Origin of the sequence: Pelosinus baikalensis, from assembly GCF_020819555.1 — a bacterium.
GTDB lineage: Bacteria > Bacillota > Negativicutes > DSM-13327 > DSM-13327 > Pelosinus > Pelosinus baikalensis.
Window position 1 is genome coordinate 16,843 of the sequence record NZ_JAJHJB010000041.1, and the last position, 24,138, is coordinate 40,980.

The following is a 24,138-nucleotide window of genomic DNA, read 5'->3' on the forward strand; positions in this document are numbered from 1 at the left end:
TTGTGGTTCAAATAGCTTTAATTCTTTTTGTCAAAAGCTAATATTAGCAGCAGGATTGCTACTGTTAATGGGGAAGAGATAGAGTAATGGTTTATTATCTCTTACGTATTAGTCTGGATTACAGCAAAAGCAGATTCAATCGATAATGAGGAGGGTTTTTGTATGGAATATCGTATTGAGAAGGATTCAATGGGGGAAATACGTGTACCAAAGGATAAATTGTGGGGAGCACAAACCCAGCGTAGTTTTGAAAATTTTCGTATCGGCATAGAAAAGATTCCTTATGAATTAGTTGGCGTATTTGCTACTTTGAAGAAAGCCGCTGCTATAGTAAATCATAGGCTGAATATATTGGATGAGGAGCGAACTCATGCTATTGTAGCGGCGTGCGATGAAGTGCTGGCAGGAAAATTGGATGGAAATTTCCCTTTGTCTGTGTGGCAGACAGGCAGTGGTACACAGTTTAATATGAATGTGAATGAAGTAATTGCTCATCGAGCAAATCAATTATTAACGGAAAATGGGAAAACAGTAGTTGTTCATCCCAATGATCACGTAAATAAATCCCAAAGTTCTAATGATATTTTCCCTACCGCTATTCACGTTGCTGGTGTTAGTTTAGTCATTGATAAATTGCTGCCGGCAATTGCAGCGTTGAAACAAACTTTACAGCAAAAGTCAGAGGAGTATAATCATATCATTAAAATTGGTCGAACCCATCTGATGGATGCGACTCCCCTTACTTTTGGGCAAGAGATAAGCGGCTGGGTACGGATGCTGGAAAGAAATGAAGAAATGCTAACTATTGGTATTAATTTCATGCGCGATTTGGCAATGGGAGGGACTGCTGTCGGTACAGGTATTAATTCTCCAGTCGGGTTTGGTGAGTTAATTGCTGCAGAAATTACTAAGCTAACAGAAAAGCAGTTTCATACTGCACCAAATAAATTTCATGCTTTGACGAGTAAGGATGAAGTCGTGGCAGTTCATGGCATCATCAAAGCCTTAGCTGCAGACTTAATGAAAATTGCCAATGATGTTCGCTGGCTGGCAAGTGGTCCACGCTGCGGTATAGGCGAGATTAAAATACCTGAGAATGAACCGGGCAGCTCTATCATGCCAGCGAAAGTAAACCCTACCCAATCAGAGGCTTTGACCATGGTTGTGGCGCAAGTGTTTGGCAATGATACAACGATTTCTTTTGCTGCTAGTCAGGGAAATTTTCAATTGAATGTATTTATGCCTGTACTTGTGTATAATTTATTGCAATCGATTAACTTATTAGCTGATGGGATACATTCCTTTAACGAAAATTGTGCCATTGGCATACAGCCGAAGGAGGATGTTATTGATTTTTATTTACACCAATCATTAATTCTCATTACTGGTTTAGTACCCCTTATTGGCTATGATAAAGCAGCACAGATTGCAAAAAGAGCTGCAAAAGAAGGTATTACATTAAAAGAATCTGCTTTGGATACTGGAGAAGTCAGTGCCGAACAATATGACTTATATATGAATCCAGCTATTTTGGTCAAACCAAGGTAGAAAATGAATAAAAGAATAGAATAAGAGTTGACATGACAAACTAGATTAGTCTATACTTATAAAAATAACAAGATAAATAGAGATAAGATAGAGGCGCGGTATATTAAGAATATGTATCTAGAGTTGCCAGCGATGAAAGATGCAAAAAGGAATATCCGCCGAAGTAGAAGGGTTTGGCAAGACCCGTTTATTGGTTTTGTATTGAATAAGTGCAAGACTGTCATCCAAGTTTGGATGGAGTGCTATCTGCATTGCTGGTTGTGAGATAATTTAAATTCTTATGGCGGTTTGCGGAATAGTTTTCCGCAGGCCGCTTTACTTTTTAATAGAGGCTTGCTTCATAACGATGAGGAGAAGTTTTAGATTCTATAATAACAATTCAGGAGGGAAAATATTACTATGGCAGAAAAAACATTACCATTTACTAAGCTTGAGCTTGAGGAAATCATTGCGCATTATCCGACTCCTTTTCATATTTATGATGAACAGGCGATTCGGAATAATGTCCGCAAATTACTAGCGGCTTTTTCCTGGGCACCAGGATTTAAAGAGTATTTTGCTGTAAAGGCTACTCCTAATCCACATATCTTAAAAATACTGCAGGAAGAAGGCGTTGGTGCTGATTGCAGTTCTTTACCCGAACTCATTTTATCCAAGCAATCTAAAATTGTGGGAGAAGACATTATTTTTTCGTCTAATGATACTCCTGCCGAAGAGTATCAGGCAGCCAAAGACTTAGGAGCTATTATTAATCTTGATGATATTAGCCATATTGAATATTTAGAAAAACATGTAGGCTTACCTGAATTAATTTCTTTTCGCTATAATCCAGGTCCTTTGCTGGAAGGCGGAAACGATATTATCGGTTATCCGGAAGAAGCCAAATATGGCTTAACCAGAAAACAAATTTTTGAGGCATATAAAATCATCCAAAGTAAAGGGGTAAAACGCTTTGCTTTGCATACCATGGTAATTTCCAACGAGTTAAATCCTGACAGTTTTGTGGCTACGGCAGCAATGATGTTTGATTTGGTAGTTGAAGTATATCAAAAACTAGGGATTCGCATTGAGATGATTGATTTGGGTGGTGGGATTGGCATTCCTTATCGTCCTGAACAGCAGGCTGTAGATCTAGATGCTGTCAGTCAAGGTGTACGTAAAGTTTATGAAGAAAAGATTGTGGCTAATGGACTGCATCCTTTAAAAATCACCATGGAATGTGGCAGAATGGTTACAGGCCCTTATGGATATCTGGTTTCTACTGTGCTTCATAAAAAAGAGATTTATAAAAATTATGTAGGACTTGATGCATGTATGGCAAACTTGATGCGCCCTGGCTTGTATGGTTCCTATCATCATATTACGGTTGCAGGAAAAGAAGCTCTGCCTCTTGATCATGTGTATGATGTGACAGGTTCTTTATGTGAGAATAATGATAAATTTGCCATTGACCGCAACTTGCCGCGTATTGACATTGGTGACATTGTTGTGATGCATGATGCAGGTGCTCATGGACATGCAATGGGTTTTAATTATAATGGTAAATTACGTTCTGCTGAATTGCTGTTAACAGCTGATGGAGCAGTTAAGATGATTCGTCGTGCAGAAACAATTGAAGATTACTTTACGACTTTGGATTTTGAAAAATGTGAAATGAATTTGGCTGCGGCAACCAAAAAATAAAGAATGATGTTTAGAGTAGACAGGTATACCTGTCTGCTCTTTATTTTAGCATCATATACTAGAATTTATAAATTTTGTAAGTGAAAAAATATAAGATATTATGAACCACAAAGACGCAATGCCGTTGATGCGCCCTTTGTGTCCTTTGCGACTTTGTGGTTCGATTGTTTTATATGTTGTAAAAGGGCACGTAGCGTTTTTCTAATTTCTAAAAAGTATATATAGAGAATATAGTTAGTAAGCAGGATATTCTGAAAGAATAAGGAAATAAATAGTGAGAAAGAAGTCTGAATGTTGAGATATTTATATAGTATCTGGAGGGGAATTATGGTTGATAATTGCCTGTTAAAAGAGAGAATCTTAGTGATTAACCCTGGAGCAACTTCTACAAAATTTGCTGTATATGATGGAGAAACGCTGCTTATCAAAAGGACTGTGGAACATTTTGCTGATGATACCAGCCCATTTGTGAAATTGTTAGATCAGTATGAGTATCGTTTACGAATTATTTTACAACAATTAGCAGTAGAAAAGATTGATCTTTCTACATTTAATGCGGTTGCAGCGCGCGGGGGGATATTAAAGCCTCTTAAAGGTGGAACCTATGAAATTACCCAAGAGATGGTGAATGATTTAAGAGAAGCTAAAAGAGGTGAACATGCTTCTAATTTAGGTGCTGTAATGGCTTATGGGTTAGCCGAATTTTTAAAAATTCCTTCCTATATTGTAGATCCAGTTTCTGTGGATGAGATGGAACCTGTGGCAAGGATATCCGGTTTACCTGATTTGCCAAGAATTAGCCTGTCTCATGCTTTAAATACGAAAGCCGTAGCTCGTAAAGTAGCTAAACAATTAGGCAAAAAATATGAAGAGATGAATCTGATTGTGGCTCATTTGGGGACAGGAATTTCTGTAACACCTCACAAACTGGGAAGAATGATTGATGTTAATAATCCGAAAGAGGAAGGACCTCTTTCACCCGATCGTTGCGGCGGGCTGCCGGTAGGACAGTTTTTAAGGCTTGCTTTTTCTGGTGTCTATACCTTTGATGAATTAAAAGAAGTGCTTAATCATAAAGGTGGAATGTATGCGTATCTTGGTACCGCTGATATTCGGGAAGCTTTTTCTATGGCCGCTCATGGAAATAGGGAGGCTAGCTTAGTATTGGAAGCTCTTTCCTACCAAGTAGCAAAAGAAATTGGAGGTATGGCTACGGTATTATCAGGTCAAGTGGAGTGTATTATTCTCACTGGGGGAATTGCTCATTCAGAACCCATTGTTAACGCTATTAAAAGCCGAGTGCAGTTTATTGCTCCTGTAATTGTAATACCAGGGGAAGAAGAATTAGAAGCATTGGCATTTGGAACTTTAAGAGTAATTCGAGGCGAAGAAGAAGTACAGATGTATTCAGTATAAATGAAATAAACAGTTCTGATATTGGTCTTTTAGGAGGTTGTCCTTTGTATTCTAATTATCATGAAATCATGGCTGAACTTAAAACTCGTTCCCTAATAAGGATTAGTGTTGCTGTAGCACAGGACAAAGGAGTCTTGGCGGCCGTTAAACTTGCCCAAGACGCGGGGATTGCCGAGGCTGTTTTAGTAGGAGATGCTGCTCTCATTGCGCCTTTAATGGAAGAGGTTGGCTTATCTGTCGACACGCCAATTCTGCATGAGGCAAACAGTGGGAAGGCAATAGTGCAAGCTGTTTCCTTAGTAAAGAACGGTCAAGCTCAAGTACTGATGAAGGGATTAGTAAATAGTAGTGATTTTCTGCGAGCAGTATTGCATAAAGGGGAAGGACTGCGTACTGGAAGGCTATTAAGTCATTTAGGTGCTTTTGAGGTTCCCGGTCAGAAAAAGCTTTTATTTATTACTGATGGAGGTATGAATATTGCTCCTACCTTATTTGAAAAGAAGCAGATCTTGGTGAATGCAATATTGGCACTGCATGGAATGGGGATCGTGGTTCCTAATGTAGCATTGTTGACGGCCAATGAAGTAGTCAATGAAAAAATGCCTGCCACGTTAGATGCTAAGATTTTAGTAGAGATGAGAAGCAATGGAGATTTACCTGCTAGTCTGATAGAAGGACCGATTGCCCTTGATGTGGCAGTAAGTCAGAAAGCAGCCCAGTACAAAGGGATTGACAGTAAAATAGCAGGTAATGTTGATCTAATCATGGTACCTAATATTGAGACTGGTAATGCATTAGGAAAGTCTCTGATTTATTTTGCTAAAAGTAAAATGGCAGGTATTGTCCTAGGGGCAACACACCCCATTGTCATGACTTCACGATCTGAGACACCAGAGGGAAAGATGAATTCCATTGCCTTAGCTTGTCTGGTCAAGCCGTTAGGGTAGAATGTGAAAAAACGATATAAATAGAGGGAATCCTTGATGGACACAAGGATTCCCTCTATTTATATCGTTAGATATGGGATGCGCTTACAATGGAAAGATGGGCATTTTCTGCTAGGTTAATTTCTATAGGTGGAGAATAGGCGGTTCCATCAGGGTAGGCAATAAGACGGATCATCGGCTGGCGAGGGGTATTTTCCAATAAAGAGACTACAATAGCCTTTTCCCCTGTATTTAGCAAGACCTCCATTCCTGGAAAATACAAAGCCATCTTAGATAAGAATATTTTGCCGAAATGCTCGTCAAAAGCAGTTCCTAAACCAGAATGAATAATATCATATGCCTCTTCCAAATTCATAGCTTTACGGTATGGACGGCACCCTGTAATCGCTTCATACACGTCGGTAATTGCCAATAAACGGGCATAATTTAGAATTTCTTCGCCCTGAAGTCCTCGCGGATATCCTGTACCATCTATTTTTTCGTGATGCTGCCATGCCATGTGAGCAACAAGGCTTGATAATTCCCAGCGTTTTTTTACCAATAAATTAAATCCAGATTGTGGATGCTGCTTAATAATGCCAAATTCTTTTTCCGTTAAGCGATCCGGTTTATTGATGATTTTTTTATCGACGTTCATTTTGCCGACATCATGAAGTAGGGCACCACAGGTGATTTCTTTGATTTGGGGAATGGAAAAACTACAAGAATGAGCCAATAAAGCAGCATAAATAGCACAATTTAAGGAGTGATCTAAGGTATAGTCATCATGAGTTGCAATTCCAGTTAATTGGATGCTTATGGAGGGTTGAATAATTAATTCTTCAACGATATCAGAGGCAATAGAACTGATGGAGTCTATGGCAAAGGCTTCTTTATTATGAATTTTTTCCATAGTGGAACTTAATATAGAGAAGGCTCGTTGCTGAGTTTCTATAGATAAATATTCTGGAATCGCGATATCTGCATATCTTTCGTCGTGAATAAAGAGCGTTTTTACTTTCAACCTTCGTAACTTGTGAAGATAGACTTCCGTTAGCCTGACTCCTGAAGCAAGCAAGATATGTCCTTTTCTGCTGTAAAGGTTTCGTGCTAATATCATACCTGGGTGTACTTCCGTTAACCTAATCTGTCGCAAAATGAGAGCTCCTTTATTTTCAAAAAAATCAGTAATACATGCTTTACCTAGTATATACGAGGGAGAGAAATCACACAAAAAAAACTTAACCGCAGATATGAGGCAGTTAAGCTTTTCATCATATGCAGCGTGGCGATCATAGATTGTAAATCCTTAGACCCTATAGCTTTGCGTCCTTACCTTTCAGTAAGTTTGCCAATATATAATTTAAGAAAATAAGAATAATTGTAGTATTAAAACAAAATAATACCACATGAAAAGGGCGAATTATGTCGTAATTTGAAGAAAAATAAAAATAATTTTAGAGATTGGTATATTTTTTACGATATCATCATAGAAGTAAATAGTGGGTTTCTAACGTACGGGAGGCGGCTGTTATGCTATCACCCAGTTTGGAAGATTATTTAGAAGAATTATATCGCTTTTCTTTATATAATGATATTGTGCGGGTTACCGATATAAGCCGAAAATTGAATGTATCGCTGCCCTCTGTAAGTAAAGCGTTACGCAAATTAAAAGCTGGACAATATATAAATTATCAACGCTACGGTATTATTGATCTGACTGATAAAGGAAAAAAAACGGGAAACTTCTTAGTCGAGAGAAATAAGATATTGCAGGAATTTCTCACTTTGATTTGTGCTGATTGTGATATAGCAGCAGAAGCAGAGGCTATGGAGCATTATCTTTCTAAACAAACGATCAAATCGATTCAATTGCTCGTAAAATTTATGCAAAATCATACTGAATGTTATAATATTTTTTTAGAGCACGTGATGAATCAAGAAGAGAAGGAAGAGGAATGATTAACTATTCTAACATTGCTAAAATTAGTGCAGCCCACCAACAATCATTCGATGGGACAATTGCTGACTTTACTCGTAAAGATAGGGCAAAGCGTTATCGATATGCAGTGTCAGCAAGATGAAATAATGAGTAGTACTCCTTACTAAAACTAAAGCAGGCTGCTAAATTTAGTTCACAGCAGCCTGCTTTCTGTCTGTAATGACCATGCATTCTCTATACTAAGTTGAGCAATCGTGCTGACTGAGCTACTAAAAAGCATACCGTGAACGCAATGATAGTAGGAATCAGAAAAGTCAAAAAGGTCCACTTTTTACTGCCTGTTTCTTTATAAGCGGATAGCAAGGTTGTGGTGCAAGGCCAGTGAAGCAGGCAAAAGAGCATTGTGCAGACAGCAGTTAACCAAGTCCAGTTATTATTGATAAGTATATCCCGTAATTCCTCTAAGGTGCCATATTTCATCATTTGACCAGTTGATAAATAGCACATGAGAAGAATTGGCATAACGATTTCATTAGCAGGCAGACCTAGGATGAAGGCTAAAAGAATAAAACCGTCTAGGCCAATGGCGTAAGCAAAAGGCTGCAGCCAAGCTGCTAAATGACCAATGATGCTTATTTCGCCTATGTAAATATTGGCAAGCAGCCAGGTAATGGCACCTGCTGGTGCTGCCATGATAATTGCCCGTTTTAGGACGAAGATCGTGCGATCAATGAGAGAACGGTAAAAAATAGCGCCTAATTGGGGTTTGCGGTAAGGAGGCAGCTCTAAGACCATAGAAGAAGCTTCTCCCTTTAGCAGTGTGTGTGATAAAGCCCAAGATACAGTAAAAGTTATAAAAATTCCTAACACAACTAAGCTTGTTACTACTAGTGAGGCTACTGCAGTTTGTAATTCTGATACCACCATGCCGCCCATAAAAATAGTGGCGATCGCAATCAAGGTAGGAAATCGTCCATTGCATGGTACAAAGTTGTTAGTCAGCACAGCAATTAATCGTTCACGAGGAGAATCAATGATACGGCAGGAAACGACGCCAGCAGCATTACAGCCAAACCCCATGCACATGGTGAGAATTTGTTTGCCGCAAGCACGGCATTTCTTAAACATATTATCAAGATTAAAGGCGACTCTTGGCAAATATCCTAAATCTTCTAGCAGTGTGAACAAGGGAAAGAAGATTGCCATAGGTGGCAGCATAACCGCGATAACCCAAGCGAGACTTCGAAACATACCTAAGACTAATATACCAGTTAACCAAGAGGGGGTTCCTGCTAATTCAAACCAGATTAAAAGCTGATCCTGAAATGCAAAAAGCGTGTCGGCAATCATTTGCGAAGGAACGTTTGCCCCTGCAATCGTAATCCAGAAGATGATGCTAAGTAAAGTAAACATGATAGGATAACCAAATAATCGGGAAGTTAAGATATCGTCAAGTTTATGATCCCAGCTGCATGAATTAGTGGAATTTTTACTTACGGCTGGCCCTGCTATCATTTCGGCATTTTTATAAATATCAGATACAATTTTATCACCTAAGTTGGGATTACTAAGGCGGATTTTTTCCGCCTCAGTGCATATTTCCTCTAGGGTGATCATAGGTTTTATAGCAGCACTCATACAGCAACCTCCTGTAAGCGTGTCGAATGCAGATCAAAATCAAGATATTGACTGATGCTGTTGATAAACGCTTCATCTCCATCTAATAACCGCAGTGCGACCCAACGAGGGTTGAGATTCGATCCGATTAACCTTGAGACTTTTGGTAGAAGTTGTTGAATGGCATTTTCTACTTCAGAAGAATAGTTAATTTGCCTGGGGGCTACGGTGCAAAGTCCTGTAGACATTTCATATAGCTTTTGACGCAGGATGTCGAGACCTTTTCCATTACGGGCAGCAGTGGCAACAACTGGTACACCTAAATCTTTTTGCAAAGCAGAGATATCGATCTTAATATTTTTCTTTTCTGCTTCATCAATCAGATTGACGCAAACAATAATCTTTGGTGTGATTTCCATGACTTGCAACGCCAAATTAAGATTGCGTTCAAGGCAAGTAGCATCTAATACTACTAGTGTTGCATCCGGTTTGCCAAAACAAATAAAGTCTCTGGCAACTTGCTCTTCTACTGTATGGGCTAAGATCGAATAAGTACCAGGTAAGTCGATCATTAAAAAAGAACGATCTAAATACGTAAAACTTCCTTGGGCATTATCAACCGTTTTCCCAGGCCAATTTCCTGTGTGCTGATGTAAGCCAGTTAGCGCATTAAAAACAGTACTTTTTCCCACGTTTGGATTACCAGCTAAAGCTACCGTAAATTGCCCAGGAGTCGTTGTAACTCCAAAATGCTCACTCAGAAGTTTATGATGTTCTTCAATCGTAGAATTGCTCATTCCCATTCTCCCCCCCTAAATTTGTTGGCTATAGTTATAGCCCAGATTACATCGGATTAACATGAATTTGACTGGCGTCTTCACTGCGTAAAGCAATGAGAGTATCACGTACCATATAGGCTACAGGGTCACCTGTTGGGCTCTTGCGAATACATTGAACAGGCGTTCCTGGTACCATACCTAAGTCTAGAATGCGGCGGCGCAGCAAGCCTTGTAAATTAAGGGATACGATCTGGCATACAGATCCTATGCCCAGTGTTGATAATGGAATTGTTGTTAATGCAGTATTCATTATAAATCCTCCTTTGGCAAAATGGTTTAATATTAGCCAGGGCTAACATTAGTAGGAAAAAATATGGTTAGCCACGGCTAACATATAAGTAAGGGAATCTAATTTAGTATATGAACAGTAAAAGATTTGGTTACATACACTGATTGAGAATTAAAATATTTGACAGATGTTTTAATTATTGTTAAAATGATAATGATTATCAATATTAAAAGAAAAATAAGATTGTAAGCTCATAAAACATATGAAAATAAAGTGAATTTGTTATTTTAAGGTTGTAAAAGGAGGAAGAGGGATGTCTGTATGGGTAACAACTGATAACCGACAAGTATATATGAATGTAAGCGGTGACGTATTTGTAGAGCATCTTAATTTTCTGGAGCAAAACATGCTGAAGCATTTGCAGTATGGGTATCGGCGTATTGTGGTTAATATTAATAATATCGGACATTTGGATCATGATGGTATCCACGTTTTTCAATATGTGCGTGAAAAGATGCTAAAACATGGTGGAGAATTAATTATTGAAGATGAAAAAGGGAAATTAGCCATTTAATTCATACCGGATCGAATTACATCTTGCTTAATGATAAAAGATTTAAAAGGATTTCCTCCATTTATCTATATGTTGCAAAAAAACCAACAGTTGACAAAGAGAGGATTCTATTGTAAAGTATCGATGAGAATGACTATTACAATTAGATATTGCTGGTATAGGTGCCCTTCGGGGCTTAATAGGGAAGTTCGGTTCAATGCCGACACGGTCCCGCCACTGTAATGAGGAGCAAACCCATGTTGTGCCACTGAGATGATATCTTGGGAAGGTTTGGGGGAGCAATGATCCAGAGTCAGGAGAACTGCCTATATAACAAATCACCGATATAACCTGCGAGAGATGGGGATGGGATTTATGCGAATTTTCGTATTGTTTTCTGCTTGCGTTTTACTCTCGGTTTATACCGAGAGTTTTTTTATTATAACTAGAAAGGCGGAGAAAAATGAAAAAACGTTCTTATTTATGGATTATTTTGGGGTTAATCAGCTGTTTGCTGATGGCAGTGGCTGGCTGTTCTTCTGACAAGAAGAGCAGTAGTGGTGCGAAGGAGAAGGTACTTAAATTTATCACGGTTTGGCCTGCGAATACGATGGACCCTCATCGGTGTCATTTTAGTTTTATCTTAAACTCTGGAGCGATGGAAACCCTGGTTGGATTGGACCCAAAAACAACAGAACTCTATCCTTGGCTGGCAGAAAGCTGGAAATCTGACGATGGTCAGCATTGGGAGTTTAAAATCCGTAAGGGAGTGAAATTCCATAATGGAAAAGATCTGACTGCAGAGGCTGTTAAGGCTAGCTTAGAGCGCTCTATTTCCGTAAATCCTGGCGTAAAAGCATCTTTAAAAATTGCTGTAATTGAGGTAGTCGGTGATATCTTAAAAATTACCACTGAAAATCCATATCCGGCTCTGCCGTCGGAATTAGTTCATTATAATACGGTGATTATGGATGTGATGGTGCCAGATGGTAAGCCGCCTATTGGAACGGGTGCATTTATGTTTGCCAGCTTTGATATTGCTAAAGGTGCAGAATTGGTAAAATTCCCTAAATACTGGAATGGTATAGCGAAATTGGATCGGGTTATTATGACATTTAATGATGATGCAAATGCTCGTCTATTGGCGTTGCAATCCGGCGATGCGGATATCATTTATCGTCCGGCACTGGATACGCTGCAAACTTTGCGCAAGGATAGCAAGGTAACCGTAGAGAGTGTTCCAGGTAAACGAGTGTATCATTTAATTTACAATTATGCTGGTAACAATCAAGATTTATGGGGGAATGAAGAATTCCGCAAAGGAATGGATGCCCTCATTAATCGTCAGGAAATAGTTGATAAGGTTATGGGGAAAGAAGCCGTTGTAGCCTACAATCCTTTCCCAGGAAATTATCCTTTCTCTCCTGATCCTAAGCCTCATGTCTACAGTTTGGACAAGGCATTGCAGCATTTTCAGGCTGCTGGTTTAACGGTGCAGGATGGTAAGGTACTTAGAAATGGTCAGCCGATCAAACTTCGGATGGCTACCTATATTGCTCGTCCCGAATTGCCGCAAATCGCTCAAATTGTTCAAGCAACGGCTAAACAAGTGGGAATTGAAATGGAAATTCAGGTAGCTGAGAATATTGATGAATATTTGCCCCAAGGAAATTGGGATTTAGTGACATACTCTTTGCTGACTACTACCAGAGGAGATGGAGCGTTTTTCTTAAATGCTGCTTTTTCACCGAAAGGTATGCAAAATCATGGCCGCCTCAATGTACCAGAATTAATTTCTTTATTGGACACCTATAATCAGACGATCGATAAAGCAAAGCGAAATGAAACGGCAAAGGCAATTGCTACGATAATAGAAGACAGAGCTTATAATGCCTATATAACTTCCCCATATGAAACGGCTGCATATCGTAAAAACGTGAAAGGCTGGGTGACTCCATCAAATGAATTTGAGTTCCAAATGGTTACCAAGGATTTGGATGTGGTTTCAGAATAAAAACTGGCTATTGAAACGGATAAGTGAAGGCATTCTCCTTTTATGGATTATCTCATTGGTTAGCTTTGCCATTGTTCAAGTTGCTCCCGGAGATGCGGCATTGTCCCTGCTCCGGGTGGATACAGTGGCTGTGACCACAGAACAGGTAGAAGCCTTAAGACAGGAAATGGGTATGAATGATCCCGTTTACCAGAGGTATTTTCGCTATATGAGCAACTTGCTGAAACTAGACTTAGGGGAATCCGTAATGACGGGGCGCCCTGTTGCTGCAGAACTTTCCCACGCTTTTCCTGCCACTTTTTTGCTGGCTGGTACTTCATTACTGTTGACAATAGTCCTTGTTGGCGTTTTTGGGTCATTATCTTCCCGTTTTGCCGGGAGTTGGATTGATAAATTCTCTACTGGTTTTTGCCTCATGGGGGCTTCCATTCCGAGTTTTTGGCTGGGGCTGCTGCTCATTGATTTATTTTCTGTTCGTCTCCACTTACTGCCGGCAGTAGGAATGGCTAATGGAGGGCTTATTTTGCCCTCTCTTTCTTTAGCCATCGCTATTGCGCCTCCCTTTATTAAAATTTTTCGCAATAGCTTAATTGATTGTGCCCGCCAGGATTTTATCCGGGCAGCACGTTCTCGGGGCATTTCTGAAAAAGTGATTTTTATGCGGCATGTTTTGAAAGGCAGTCTAATACCCGTTGTGACAATCTTGGGAGTTAGTTTTGGAAGTTTGTTGGGCGGATCAGTGGTAGTGGAAGTGATTTTTGGACTTCCTGGCGTTGGTAAACTGGCAATTGAAGCCGTTACCCGTCGGGATTATGCTATTGTTCAGGGCTTTGTACTGTCCATTGGCATTTTGATTTTCTTAATTAATTTAGCTGTAGATTTATCGTATCGTTATTTAAATCCTACAATTTCCTTGAAGGAGGCTGAACGTCAATGATACAAAAAACTTCTTGGGGCGTTTGGCTGACTGTTATTTTTATGCTAATCATTTTATTTGGACCTTGGATAGCGCCGATGGACCCTAATGTAGTAGATCTTTCCAAGCGACTTCAATTGCCAAGTGCGGAGCATTGGCTAGGGACAGACCAATTGGGCAGAGATCAGTTATCCCGAATTTTGACAGGCGGGCAGATGACTGTTGGAATTAGCTTGATGGCTTTGGGTCTATCGATTATGGTTGGCGTACCCATTGGCCTTTTTGCTGGCTATTTGGGTGGACGTGTAGATTGGGCGTTGATGCGTTTGGTAGATGCATTCATGGCTTTTCCGGAATATATCGTTGCCATTGTTATTAGCGGCCTTTTGGGTGCGGGATTTTTTAATCTGATGTTTGCGATCCTTATTGTGAAATGGGTGGGGTATGCTCGGCTGGTACGCAGTGTGGTTCTTCAAGAAAAATCCAAAGACTATCTGTTAGTTGCTAAAATTAGCGGCGCCGGCAGCTATACTACTCTTAGACGTCACTTAATTCCTCACGTGATTGGTCCCGTGTTGGCTTTGGCTACCCTTGATATCGGCAAGGTCATACTTTTGGTAGCTTCCCTTTCTTATATCGGTCTTGGTGTTCAGCCTCCTCATCCTGAATGGGGCTCTATGCTCAACGAAGGGCGAGCTTATTTTACACAGGCATCCTACTTAATGATTGTGCCAGGAATGGCTATATTCTTAGTGGTATTTGTCATGAATCTACTAGGGAATCGTTTAGTAGAAAAAATTGGTTCAGATCGCCAGGAGGAGGGACGAGATGGAATTACTGAATGTTCGTGATTTAAAAATTTTTTGTCCCGATAACCGTCCTTTGGTGCACGGTATTGATTTTTCTATCCGCGCTGGCGAATGGTTTGCTCTGATCGGTGAAAGTGGCAGCGGTAAAAGTATCAGTGCCTTTTCTTTAGCAGGACTGCTGCCAAACGGACTGCGGCGAGAAGCTAAGGAAATACAAATGCTGGGTCAAGATTTAGCAAGTATCTCCGAAGGGAAATTGCGGGAGCTTCGTGGTACGGATATTGCTTATGTCTTTCAGGATTATCAGAGCGCTTTTACTCCTTACTTTACATTAGGTAAACAAATAGATGAAGTCATGCGGGCCCATAGGGGCTGGACAAGAGAAGAACGGCAGAAAAAAGCTTGGGATGCTTTAAATGAAGTCGGATTAAAAGGAGCAGAAGCCTACGGGCGATATCCTTTTCAATTAAGCGGTGGTCAACTTCAACGGGCTGCTTTGGCTCTGGCGATGATGATGGAACCGAAATTACTGATTGCGGATGAACCCACAACTGCTCTGGATGCGATAAGTGCCGCTAAGGTCCTGGATCTGATGGCACGACTAAAAAATGAAAAAGGCTGTGCAGTACTATTCATTACCCATGACTTGCGCTGCGTTCGCCGTTATGCCGATCGAATTGCTATTATGCAGAATGGTTCCATTATCGAATCTGGTGAAAAAAGAAAGATTTTTGAAAATCCACAGGAAATTTATACTCGCAATTTGCTGACATCAGTGCCACCCCTTCATAATGTACCACGGCGTCTGCCCATCGTAGGGGTAGATCTTTTGGAAGGGGGTGCTCTTTGTGCCGCTACAAGAAATGCATGATATAGGTCGACCAGAGGTGTTAAGGCTTACAGATGTCTGGAAAACTTACTATGGCGGTCATCAAGCCGTGAAAGGAATCTCCCTTACCATTGGGCAGGGAGAATGCCTGGGGCTGGTTGGCGAAAGCGGCAGCGGTAAAAGCACTTTGGCTCGCTGCCTTCTAATGTTGGAACGGATGGATAAGGGCGAAATCTGGTTAAATAACCGTCCTCTTCATGAATTAGGAACTTCAGAGCTTCGTAATGCCCGCCGGGAAATGCAGGTAGTATTTCAGAATCCGTCGGGATCATTTAATAGCAAGCTGACGATAAAGGATTCTTTATTGGAGCCGATTCGTTGCCAAAATAAAGGCTGCCCTAGCTTTTTAGGCGATACAAATAATATTGAGGAAGAAATTGCTGCTAAACTCTTGGAAAAGGTTCATTTGCCTGCAAGGTATTTGAATAGCTATCCTTCAGAACTTAGTGGTGGTCAAAAGCAGCGGGTCGCTATTGCACGGGCAATTAGTGTCGAACCATCCTTAATAGTCTTAGATGAGCCGACTGCCAGTCTTGATGTATCTATACAGGCAAGGGTGCTGAATCTCTTAAAAGACCTGCAAGAGGAATTGGGTCTGTCTTATCTTTTCATCTCCCATGATTTAAGTGCGGTTAACTTTATGAGTGAACGGCTGATGGTCATGCAGTATGGTAAAATGGTGGATTTATGTCAGCGTAAGGAACTATTTGCACCAGAGAGGCATCCTTATACCAAGCAGTTGCTGGAACTTTTTGATGTGAAATAAGTTGCTTATATTTAAATGTGAAAGGATTGAAATCATTTGAGCACACAGGATATTATAATCAGAAAAATTGTAAAAGAAGATATTTATGTTGTACAAAACTTCTTGCAAGGTCAGCTTCAAGATCTTTTTTCTCAGGAAGGGCAATTGGCAATCATGGATGATATTTGGGGCTTAGAAAAATTGTATATCGAACCTGATCGTAATCAAATGTGGGCAGCCTTTGCATCAGATGACAGAGTGATTGGGACCATTGCCACTTGTGAATATAATGATCGAATTCAGGTCTTGAAAAAACGTTACTCTCATCATATTACAGCGGAAATTGGACGCTGTTATATTGAAAAAACACTGAGAAGACAAGGGATTGGATCGAGACTGCTAAAAGAAGTTGAAGCCTTTTGTTGTGAAAAAGAGTATGAAACCATATATCTGCACACACACCGATTCTTGCCAGGCGGCTTTCATTTCTGGGAGAAGCAGGGGTTTCGCATCGTAGTTGAAGAACAGGGAGATGCTCAAATTGTTCATATGGAAAAATCAGTTGCATCTAAGTAAATAGTGTATAAACGTTAAAAAGGTCTGCAAAAACGAGAAGTTTTGCAGACCTTTTTAACGTTTATACACTAGAATTGAACCACAAAGGAGTGCACAAAAAAATAAAAAAACTTTGTGTCCTTTGCGTCTTTGTGGTTCAATTCGTTTTATATGTTTTAACAAAAATCTTGCAATATCCCCCAGGGGGGGATAAAATAAAGAAAAAAGATCCTACCAAAATTAACTATTTTTATTGAAAGATATGTTTTGGAGAAAAGGTACATTAGGCAGTTTTCATATTGATTTTCATAGCTAGAAGGAGGTAGAAAGATGAGAGTAATTCGACTGATGATAGTAATGCTTGTTATACCGGCAATAGCATATGCTCACTCTGGCACCTTGGTTAGAACATTAGCAAACTATGTTCCGATAGCATTGGCCTTTATACCGCTTCTAATCAATCCAGTTCTTAAGCTTTTAAAAAAAATCAATTCTTTCTTTAAAAGCAGGCAGGATTAAGCCCAATGTAATGTACCTTTTCTACTACTCGTCTCAGGCAGGAGTCTAAGTATGCTTAAGAATCTTCTTAATCCAAATATAAAGAAAAAAGTAAAAGTTGTATTAACACTTGCGGTACCGACTGTAATTGAGAATTTTTTAATTACGATCGTCGGGTTTGTTGACACTCTTTTTGTATCTAAAATTGGTTTGCACGAAGTATCGGCCGTTGGCATCTTGCTGATGATTACTGGAGCAAGAGGTGAACTGCAAGGTATGAAAAAAGGAGTCATTGAATTAGCGGATGCCATTATAATTAATAAGGCAGACGGTGATAACAAGCAGAAGGCTTTGATGGCGAAAGTAGATTATGACCGCATCTTGCATTTTTTGCGCCCCGCTACGGAAGGATGGGTTACCAAAGGACATACTTGTTCCGCATATACTGGTGAGGGAGTGGAAGATGTTTGGCGGATGATTGAAAAGTTCCAGAAAGTAACTGCAGCATCCGGAATCTTTGAAAGACGACGTCGGACGCAAATGTTAAGCTGGGTACAATCAATGGTGCAAGAATATTTGCAAACCTTATTTATGAATCATCCCGAAGTAATTCAGAAGAAGCCGATAATCGAACAAGATGTGATAGAAGGGCGCATTTCCGCAACCATGGCAGTGAAGAGCTTAATTGAGATCTTTGAAGGACATTGAGCCTTTTTAAAACAAAAGTAAAATCCCATGACTAGGCAAAAAGTCATGGGATTTTACTTTTGCGACAAATTTCTACAAAAACCGTTGAAATACAATATTCATGTATATGAAAAATTTGAAATTTCTTTGAAATCTATACCTTTTGATATAGGCGGTAGAAGTTGAAATGATCTATAATAAGACCTAATTTCTAGGACAATTATCCATATCTTAGTTATTCATTATAACGAATTTGCAATCATTCTGAATATAATCAAATCGTCCCAGCAAAACAGGAGGAATTATTCATGCACGATTTACAGCTCTTTACGAAGGGCTTACCAACTAGTGGTAGGCGAAAGCTACTGAAGACTATCATTGTGACCTGTATCCTATCTTTTTATGGACTAAGTAATGTACAGGCCATCACTCCTGCAGAGCAAGAGGAAAGCAGCCGTCGCATGCAGCAAGAAGAACTTCGTCGCCGCAGTCAGCAAGAAGCACAAGAGAGGCGGAGTCGAGAACAATCCAAAGACACGTTTTTGCAACCTGAAGTAAAGTCGACACAAGAAACAACGCTGCCAGTGGAAGAACTCAGTTTTTTGATTCATACCCTAAAACTAGAAGGGGATAGAGTTGAAAAGTTTTCTTGGCTAGAGGATATGCTGCTTCCCTATCAAGGTCAGAAAATTGGTAAAGACGGAATCAATCTCATCGTCAAGCGCCTGACCAATGCCTTAATTGCCCGTGGCTATACCACGACACGCATTGGCATACCCGAGCAAGATCTCTCAAGCGGTACCTTAAAACTGATGCTGGTTCCTGGCATTATAAGAAATATTCACTTTACGAATCCTGATACCCGTGCCAATTGGTATACAGCCTTTCCCACTCGTCCAGGAAATATCCTCAATCTGCGTGATCTAGAGCAAGGATTAGAACAAATCAAACGAGTACCCTCACAAGATGCGGATATGCAAATTTCTCCAGGAGAGAATCCTGGTGAAAGTGATGTTAACATTACCATGAAATCCAGTAATCCTTTTCGGATGACTTTTTCCTTAGATGATTCTGGTAGCAAATCCACTGGGAAAATCCAAGCATCCACATCCTTATCTTTTGATAACTTATTTGGACTCAATGATCTGTTCTACATATCCTTCAATAAAGATGCCCAGCAAGAAGGGGACCAATATGGTACTCGGGGAAACAGCTATCAATTTTCAGTGCCCTATGGGTACTGGACCTTTACTTTATCCGGCAGTTCCTACAACTACCATCAAACGATAAGAGGAGCCAACGAAACCTTTCTCTCTTCGGGAAAGAGTGACAATACAGAATTTCGCGTGCAGCGGCTTATCCATCGTGACCAACAAAGTAAGACCAGTTTGGAATTTGGCATCATAAAGAAGCATAGTAAAAGTTTTATCGCCGATACGGAAATTGAGTCCCAGCGCAAGAATGTTACCGCTAATGAAATGGGTATTAGTCACCGGCAGTACTTTGGGAAAACAGTGCTGGATGTAAAGTTGGGTCATCGACAGGGCGTACCGTGGTTTAATGCTCAGCCAGAAACAGGGGGAGCAAATGACCTCACAACCCGCTATAAACTCTGGACCTTAGATACGACGGTTTCCACTCCCATGAAAATTGGTAATGTAGAAGGGAAATATTCTTTTACCTTTAGCGGGCAATACACCAAGGACTTACTGTATACGGCGGATTACTTCAGCATTGGTAACCGCTACACCGTTCGGGGCTTTGATGGAGAACAAACCTTACTCGCCGAAAAAGGATTTTACATACGCAATGAATGGAGCATGCCCGTAGCCCAAGGAAAAGAAGCCTATATAGGACTTGACTATGGACAAGTAAGCGGCTCTGGAACCCAGTGGCTTCTAGGAAAGAAATTGGCTGGGGCAGCTCTTGGTATCCGTGGCAATGAAGGAGGTATATATTATGATATTTTCACCAGCTGGCCTCTTTATAAACCAGAAGGGTACCAAACCAGTCCTTTTTCTCTCGGATTTCAGCTTAGTTATCAGATTTAATAGTAGATCTGAAAAATAAATCCATAGTATTTTTTCATGATACTTAAGGAGGTTCTACCATGATATCATCCAACTCAGCCTATTTTTCATTAATTAACCAGTCTATTTGGCGTAAGAAGCTAGTAGCTTGGATTATGCTCCTACTAATGGCCACTCAGCCTATGACCGCAGCGGCAGAAGTGGTTGCTGATTCAAAAGCAGCAGGAGGAAATAGACCTCTTGTGGAGACTTCTGCCAATGGATTACCCATAGTGCAGATAACCCAGCCCTCTGCTGCAGGGATATCTCGCAATCAGTATCAACAATTTAATGTTGATTCGCGAGGCTTAATACTCAATAATTCAGGAATCATTACCCAAACCCAGTTAGCCGGGTATATTACGGGTAATCCTTTTATTGGACATGGTCCATCTGCTCGAATTATTCTAAATGAAGTCACCAGCAAAGATCCCAGCTACTTACGCGGCTATACCGAAGTAGCTGGACAAAAAGCGGATATCATCATTGCCAATCCCAATGGCATCTATGGTGACGGTTTTGGTTTTATCAATACAAATCGCGCTGTATTGACTACCGGTACTCCTGTTTTTGGTGGCAGCGGAAGCCTTGATGCCTTTCGTGTAAGTGGCGGGCAGATTTCCATTCAAGGGACAGGAATGAATGCTGCTAATGTAGATCAGGTGGATTTGATTAGTCGCAGCGTAGCCATAAATGCACAAGTATGGGCAAAGAATCTCAACGTGGTTACTGGGAGCAATAAAGTAGACTATAAAACAATGGATACCAAAACCTTTGACAGTGATGTTGCTAGTCCCCAGGTAGCCATAGACGTAGGACAACTAGGTGGAATGTACGCCCAGAAAATCTACATGGTGGGCACGGAAAAAGGATTAGGAGTCAATAGTACAGGTACCATAGCAGCCCAAGCTGGGGATATAACCATCACCAGCGCTGGTAAATTATTGCTTGCCAATACTTCAGCAACAGGCAACATACAGGTAGCGGCTGCTGAGGATGTTACCAATCAGAAGGCATTATATGCGCAAGGAAATGTCGATATTACTACGTCCGGTACTTTACATAATTCCGGTATCTTGACCGCTAGACAGAGTACCAACATTACAGCGCAAAACGTACAATCAATTGGTATCGTTGGTGCTGGGATAAAAAATGATGGTACCGTGGGTACTGCGGGTAACCTTACAGTCAATGCTGCAGGGACCATAGCAATGAATGGCCAAAATTTAGCCGCAGGTGACTTAAACATAACAGGCAGTACTCTTAGCCTTGCAAACAGTAAGACACTTGCCAATGGTAACGCCAATTTGACGGCTGTCATAGGTGATATGGACCATACCAAGGGATCATTACAAGTGAATGGAGATTTGAGTGTCACTGCTCAAGGAGCCATTCATAATGATACTGCTAATGTTGAAGCTAAAAAACTAAGCCTTATAGCCCATTCGCTTAGTAACCGTTCCGGTGCCATAACGCAACTAGGGAAAGAGACAACAACCATTAAAGCTGCAGAAGGTGTGGATAACACGGCTGGCATAATAGCCACCAACGGTGATTCACTGCAGATAAAATCTAATTCTCTACAAAATAGTCAAGGGCAGATTCAGCACGCAGGAACAGGCGAACTGTCATTAGAAATGGCAGGAGATATACAGAACGATGCTGGTAAAATGGCAACAAACGGACAATTGCAGCTTTCAGCACAAAATCTTAATAATGCAAACGGCCAGATCATAGGGCAAAAAAAGGTCAATATGACTACCCAAACCCTAAGCAATCAAGCTGGAAGAATTACCGCTCAAGATAATCTTACAATTACGGCAACTAATGGAATTGATAGTAACTTAAAAAGTAGCGATGTACATGATACAGGATCTATCGTTAGTGGTGGTGACTTACTACTTACCAGTACGGGGAAAATGCTTCTGTCAGGTACTACCTCAGCTAACGGCGACATCCAAATACACGCACGAGATGGTCTCAGCAATTACAGTAGCTTGTATGGACAAGGTAAAACCGATATTTGGACGCAAAGCGTACTAGAAAACTCCGCTAATTTGATTACTGCCCAGAATATGAATATAACTGCCCAGAGCATTAAATCGAGTGGCACAATCGGTGCTGGGATACAACAAGATGGAAAACTGGGTAAGGATGGTGACTTGACGATTCACGCTGGTGGCACCATAACTACTCAAGGGCAAAATGTAGCAGCAAAAGATTTAACGATAACGGGGAGTGCCCTTACTTTGGCAGGTAGCAAAACGATTGCAGGCGGCAATGGAATTCTGACCGCTACGACAGGGGACATAGATCATAACAGAGCCACATTACAAATCGGCAAAAATTTAGCGGCGACTGCCAAGGGAATTATTTATAATGACAATGGTACCATTTATACTGAAAACTTAAGCCTTGTAGGGAAAGGGATTAGCAATCGTAATGGTACCATGTCTCAATTAGGGAAAGAAGTAACTATTCTTAGCGCTTTGGAAAATATTGATAATAGAAATGGTATAATAGCCACCAACGCTGATTTATTGCAAATAAAAGCCGATTCCCTAACGAATAGTCAAGGAAAGATACAACATGCAGGAACAGGTGCACTGTCAGTACAAACGATAGGTAATATACAAAATGATAAAGGCACACTGGCGACAAATGGGAAACTACAAGTAGATGCCAAAAATCTTGACAATACAAAAGGCGAGATCATTGGCCAAAAACAAGTCAATATTATCACTCAGGCAGATATTATAAACAGCCAAGGAACGATTAAAGGTAGTGATGCAGTAAATATTGCTGCCCAAGGTAACATGAATAATGAGCAAGGTACCATAGAAGCCAAGAAAGGTATGGGTATCAACGTTCAAAGCTTAAATAACCAAAGCGGGCTAATTGCCAATTTGGATGCTAGTAGAATGCAGGTGAAAATCAGCCAAGGTATTCAAAATCAGTCTGGAAATATCAGCAGCAATGGGAAAGTTGATATTACTGCACAAGATTTAAGCAACCAAGGTGGTCAAATTACGGCGCAGGGCGATTTGACCATTGCCGTAACAAAGGGGATAGACAGCAATCTTGCAGCTGCCGATGTGAAAGATGATGGGACCATTGCCAGCGGCGGTGATCTAACACTAACTAGTACAGGTAAAGTACTCCTGTCAGGCAGCACTTCGGCAAATGGGAGTATCCAGGTAAATGCCCAAGATGGCCTTACTAATTACAGTGAACTATATGCTGCAGGCAATACCGCCCTTACAACCGTTGGCACCCTGCAAAATTCCGGTGCCATCCTTTCCGGACAGAATACCAGTATGACGGCTGAGACCGTAACTTCTGCGGGTATTCTCGGTGCTGGGATTCAAACCAATGGAACGGTGGGCAGCAGTGGTGACCTGACGATTACGGCTACAGATAAAGTGACGACTCATGGCAAAAATCTGGCAGCTGGTAATCTCAAGGTGAAAGCAGGTGCAATCGATCTTTCTGGCAGCACGACCTATGCTGGCAGCAGTGCAGAACTCACTGCCGTAGCCGGAGATATTAACAATACGGGTGCTTCCTTGCAGACCGCTGGTACGCTGACGGCAATTGCCAGCGGAACCATTCGTAATGACCAAGATGCAAACCAGGTAAAAGGAGAAATCAAGGCTGGTCAGCTAACTCTTACGGCAGATGCAATTAGTAACCAAGGTGGCAGCCTGGCTCAAATTGGGTCAGGGATTACGACACTCACGGCTAACACCAGCATAGACAATACTGGCGGTGAAGTATTCACCAATGGGGAAGCCATTCAAATCAAAGCCAATTCCCTGATTAATAGCCAGGGAAAACTAGAGCATGCTGGCACAGGAAATTTAGTAGTAGAAACTATTACCAATGTAACTAATGATGATGGTAAGCTGGCTACTAATGGGCAGCTGCACCTTATCGCGCAGAAAGTTGACAACACTAGAGGAATCCTATCTGCAAAAAATATGGATATTACTTCCCGAGACGCAATTGATAACCGTCAAGGCTTAATCACTAGCAGCGGCGACACCCTTCTTAGCGCCCAGGGTGCTGTAAATAACGAACAAGGGTCAATCGAAGCCAGTAAAAGTTTAATCGTTACCGCTCAATCTCTGAATAACCAGAAAGGGCGTATTGTGAGTCTCGGGACGAGCAATATGAAAGTAACTACCAGTCAAGAAATACAGA

At 40.8% G+C, this 24,138-nt stretch carries 21 protein-coding genes and 3 riboswitches; of the genes, 17 read left to right on the plus strand and 4 right to left on the minus strand.

From position 1 onward, the window contains the following. Positions 1–162: 162 nt before the first annotated feature. The 4 genes from fumC to LMF89_RS20880 all read left to right on the plus strand — a co-directional run bounded on the left by fumC (position 163) and on the right by LMF89_RS20880 (position 5,594). Positions 163–1,548 carry a class II fumarate hydratase gene (gene fumC / locus LMF89_RS20865; protein WP_229536766.1) on the plus strand — a complete coding sequence of 462 codons (1,386 nt, stop codon included), beginning with the start codon at positions 163–165 and terminating at the stop codon, positions 1,546–1,548. Between the two features lie 80 nt (positions 1,549–1,628). After that, a riboswitch (Lysine riboswitch) is annotated at positions 1,629–1,801 on the plus strand. Positions 1,802–1,947: 146 nt separating this feature from the next. After that, positions 1,948–3,231 carry a diaminopimelate decarboxylase family protein gene (locus LMF89_RS20870; RefSeq protein WP_007955963.1) on the plus strand — a complete coding sequence of 428 codons (1,284 nt, stop codon included), beginning with the start codon at positions 1,948–1,950 and terminating at the stop codon, positions 3,229–3,231. Between the two features lie 327 nt (positions 3,232–3,558). Beyond that, positions 3,559–4,647 carry a butyrate kinase gene (gene buk, locus LMF89_RS20875; protein ID WP_229536767.1) on the plus strand — a complete coding sequence of 363 codons (1,089 nt, stop codon included), beginning with the start codon at positions 3,559–3,561 and terminating at the stop codon, positions 4,645–4,647. Positions 4,648–4,691: 44 nt separating this feature from the next. Beyond that, positions 4,692–5,594 carry a phosphate acyltransferase gene (locus LMF89_RS20880; RefSeq protein ID WP_229536768.1) on the plus strand — a complete coding sequence of 301 codons (903 nt, stop codon included), beginning with the start codon at positions 4,692–4,694 and terminating at the stop codon, positions 5,592–5,594. 67 nt (positions 5,595–5,661) lie between these two features. On the opposite strand, the gene LMF89_RS20885 is transcribed toward LMF89_RS20880, so the two are convergent. Then, positions 5,662–6,729, minus strand: coding sequence for an HD-GYP domain-containing protein (locus LMF89_RS20885; protein WP_229536769.1), 1,068 nt, complete (start codon positions 6,727–6,729; stop codon positions 5,662–5,664). A gap of 120 nt (positions 6,730–6,849) precedes the next feature. Further along, positions 6,850–6,936: riboswitch (cyclic di-GMP riboswitch) on the minus strand. 170 nt (positions 6,937–7,106) lie between these two features. Here LMF89_RS20885 and LMF89_RS20890 point away from each other — a divergent pair. Continuing rightward, the gene (locus LMF89_RS20890) at positions 7,107–7,535 is read left to right on the plus strand and encodes a metal-dependent transcriptional regulator (RefSeq protein ID WP_229536770.1); all 429 of its coding nucleotides are present in this window, start codon (positions 7,107–7,109) and stop codon (positions 7,533–7,535) included. Further along, entirely contained in the window at positions 7,532–7,657 is a 126-nt protein-coding gene (locus LMF89_RS25935) for a hypothetical protein (protein WP_255711563.1), read from the plus strand. Before LMF89_RS20890 ends, LMF89_RS25935 begins: the two co-directional genes overlap by 4 nt. A 92-nt stretch (positions 7,658–7,749) precedes the next feature. On the opposite strand, the gene LMF89_RS20895 is transcribed toward LMF89_RS25935, so the two are convergent. The 3 genes from LMF89_RS20895 to LMF89_RS20905 are packed head-to-tail and all read right to left on the minus strand — an operon-like array spanning position 7,750 to position 10,221. After that, complete coding sequence (locus LMF89_RS20895) at positions 7,750–9,153, minus strand: nucleoside recognition domain-containing protein (protein WP_229536771.1); 1,404 nt, start codon at positions 9,151–9,153, stop codon at positions 7,750–7,752. Further along, positions 9,150–9,929: a FeoB small GTPase domain-containing protein gene (locus LMF89_RS20900; protein ID WP_229536772.1), complete on the minus strand. Its 780-nt coding sequence runs from the start codon at positions 9,927–9,929 to the stop codon at positions 9,150–9,152. Before LMF89_RS20900 ends, LMF89_RS20895 begins: the two co-directional genes overlap by 4 nt. A 46-nt stretch (positions 9,930–9,975) precedes the next feature. Further along, positions 9,976–10,221: a FeoA family protein gene (locus LMF89_RS20905; RefSeq protein WP_007955951.1), complete on the minus strand. Its 246-nt coding sequence runs from the start codon at positions 10,219–10,221 to the stop codon at positions 9,976–9,978. A 292-nt stretch (positions 10,222–10,513) separates the two neighbouring features. Here LMF89_RS20905 and LMF89_RS20910 point away from each other — a divergent pair, with 292 nt between their 5' ends. From LMF89_RS20910 to LMF89_RS20960, 11 genes are all read left to right on the plus strand, one after another. Next, positions 10,514–10,774, plus strand: coding sequence for an STAS domain-containing protein (locus tag LMF89_RS20910; protein ID WP_007936964.1), 261 nt, complete (start codon positions 10,514–10,516; stop codon positions 10,772–10,774). 142 nt (positions 10,775–10,916) lie between these two features. Next, positions 10,917–11,097, plus strand: a riboswitch (cobalamin riboswitch). Between the two features lie 119 nt (positions 11,098–11,216). Then, the gene (locus LMF89_RS20915; protein ID WP_229536773.1) at positions 11,217–12,767 is read left to right on the plus strand and encodes an ABC transporter substrate-binding protein; all 1,551 of its coding nucleotides are present in this window, start codon (positions 11,217–11,219) and stop codon (positions 12,765–12,767) included. Next, the gene (gene nikB, locus LMF89_RS20920; protein ID WP_229536774.1) at positions 12,715–13,704 is read left to right on the plus strand and encodes a nickel ABC transporter permease; all 990 of its coding nucleotides are present in this window, start codon (positions 12,715–12,717) and stop codon (positions 13,702–13,704) included. Before LMF89_RS20915 ends, nikB begins: the two co-directional genes overlap by 53 nt. After that, positions 13,701–14,534, plus strand: a complete 834-nt coding sequence (nikC, locus tag LMF89_RS20925) for a nickel transporter permease (RefSeq protein WP_229536775.1) — start codon at positions 13,701–13,703, stop codon at positions 14,532–14,534. Before nikB ends, nikC begins: the two co-directional genes overlap by 4 nt. Further along, entirely contained in the window at positions 14,512–15,363 is an 852-nt protein-coding gene (locus LMF89_RS20930; protein WP_229536776.1) for an ATP-binding cassette domain-containing protein, read from the plus strand. Before nikC ends, LMF89_RS20930 begins: the two co-directional genes overlap by 23 nt. Beyond that, entirely contained in the window at positions 15,341–16,147 is an 807-nt protein-coding gene (locus LMF89_RS20935) for an ABC transporter ATP-binding protein (protein WP_229536777.1), read from the plus strand. Before LMF89_RS20930 ends, LMF89_RS20935 begins: the two co-directional genes overlap by 23 nt. Before the next feature lie 36 nt (positions 16,148–16,183). After that, a complete protein-coding gene (locus LMF89_RS20940; RefSeq protein ID WP_229536778.1) occupies positions 16,184–16,702 on the plus strand; it encodes a GNAT family N-acetyltransferase in 519 nt (172 codons plus the stop codon). A gap of 309 nt (positions 16,703–17,011) precedes the next feature. Further along, positions 17,012–17,200, plus strand: coding sequence for a hypothetical protein (locus LMF89_RS20945; protein WP_229536779.1), 189 nt, complete (start codon positions 17,012–17,014; stop codon positions 17,198–17,200). A 51-nt stretch (positions 17,201–17,251) separates the two neighbouring features. Further along, positions 17,252–17,887, plus strand: a complete 636-nt coding sequence (locus tag LMF89_RS20950) for a P-loop NTPase family protein (RefSeq protein WP_229536780.1) — start codon at positions 17,252–17,254, stop codon at positions 17,885–17,887. Positions 17,888–18,174: 287 nt separating this feature from the next. Further along, the gene (locus LMF89_RS20955) at positions 18,175–19,917 is read left to right on the plus strand and encodes a ShlB/FhaC/HecB family hemolysin secretion/activation protein (protein WP_229536781.1); all 1,743 of its coding nucleotides are present in this window, start codon (positions 18,175–18,177) and stop codon (positions 19,915–19,917) included. Positions 19,918–19,976: 59 nt separating this feature from the next. After that, on the plus strand, positions 19,977–24,138 hold a 4,162-nt coding region (locus tag LMF89_RS20960; protein ID WP_229536782.1), incomplete at its 3' end, for a two-partner secretion domain-containing protein.

Bases quoted from the DNA above. Each gene is read 5' to 3' on its own strand.
- LMF89_RS20910 (WP_007936964.1), top strand. From the start codon at position 10,514: ATGTCTGTATGGGTAACAACTGATAACCGACAAGTATATATGAATGTA.
- LMF89_RS20950 (WP_229536780.1), top strand. From the start codon at position 17,252: ATGCTTAAGAATCTTCTTAATCCAAATATAAAGAAAAAAGTAAAAGTT.
- LMF89_RS20915 (WP_229536773.1), top strand. From the start codon at position 11,217: ATGAAAAAACGTTCTTATTTATGGATTATTTTGGGGTTAATCAGCTGT.
- LMF89_RS25935 (WP_255711563.1), top strand. From the start codon at position 7,532: ATGATTAACTATTCTAACATTGCTAAAATTAGTGCAGCCCACCAACAA.
- LMF89_RS20905 (WP_007955951.1), bottom strand. From the start codon at position 10,221: ATGAATACTGCATTAACAACAATTCCATTATCAACACTGGGCATAGGA.
- LMF89_RS20895 (WP_229536771.1), bottom strand. From the start codon at position 9,153: ATGAGTGCTGCTATAAAACCTATGATCACCCTAGAGGAAATATGCACT.
- nikC (WP_229536775.1), top strand. From the start codon at position 13,701: ATGATACAAAAAACTTCTTGGGGCGTTTGGCTGACTGTTATTTTTATG.
- LMF89_RS20900 (WP_229536772.1), bottom strand. From the start codon at position 9,929: ATGAGCAATTCTACGATTGAAGAACATCATAAACTTCTGAGTGAGCAT.
- LMF89_RS20890 (WP_229536770.1), top strand. From the start codon at position 7,107: ATGCTATCACCCAGTTTGGAAGATTATTTAGAAGAATTATATCGCTTT.
- nikB (WP_229536774.1), top strand. From the start codon at position 12,715: ATGAATTTGAGTTCCAAATGGTTACCAAGGATTTGGATGTGGTTTCAG.
- LMF89_RS20870 (WP_007955963.1), top strand. From the start codon at position 1,948: ATGGCAGAAAAAACATTACCATTTACTAAGCTTGAGCTTGAGGAAATC.
- LMF89_RS20945 (WP_229536779.1), top strand. From the start codon at position 17,012: ATGAGAGTAATTCGACTGATGATAGTAATGCTTGTTATACCGGCAATA.
- LMF89_RS20930 (WP_229536776.1), top strand. From the start codon at position 14,512: ATGGAATTACTGAATGTTCGTGATTTAAAAATTTTTTGTCCCGATAAC.
- buk (WP_229536767.1), top strand. From the start codon at position 3,559: ATGGTTGATAATTGCCTGTTAAAAGAGAGAATCTTAGTGATTAACCCT.
- fumC (WP_229536766.1), top strand. From the start codon at position 163: ATGGAATATCGTATTGAGAAGGATTCAATGGGGGAAATACGTGTACCA.
- LMF89_RS20955 (WP_229536781.1), top strand. From the start codon at position 18,175: ATGCACGATTTACAGCTCTTTACGAAGGGCTTACCAACTAGTGGTAGG.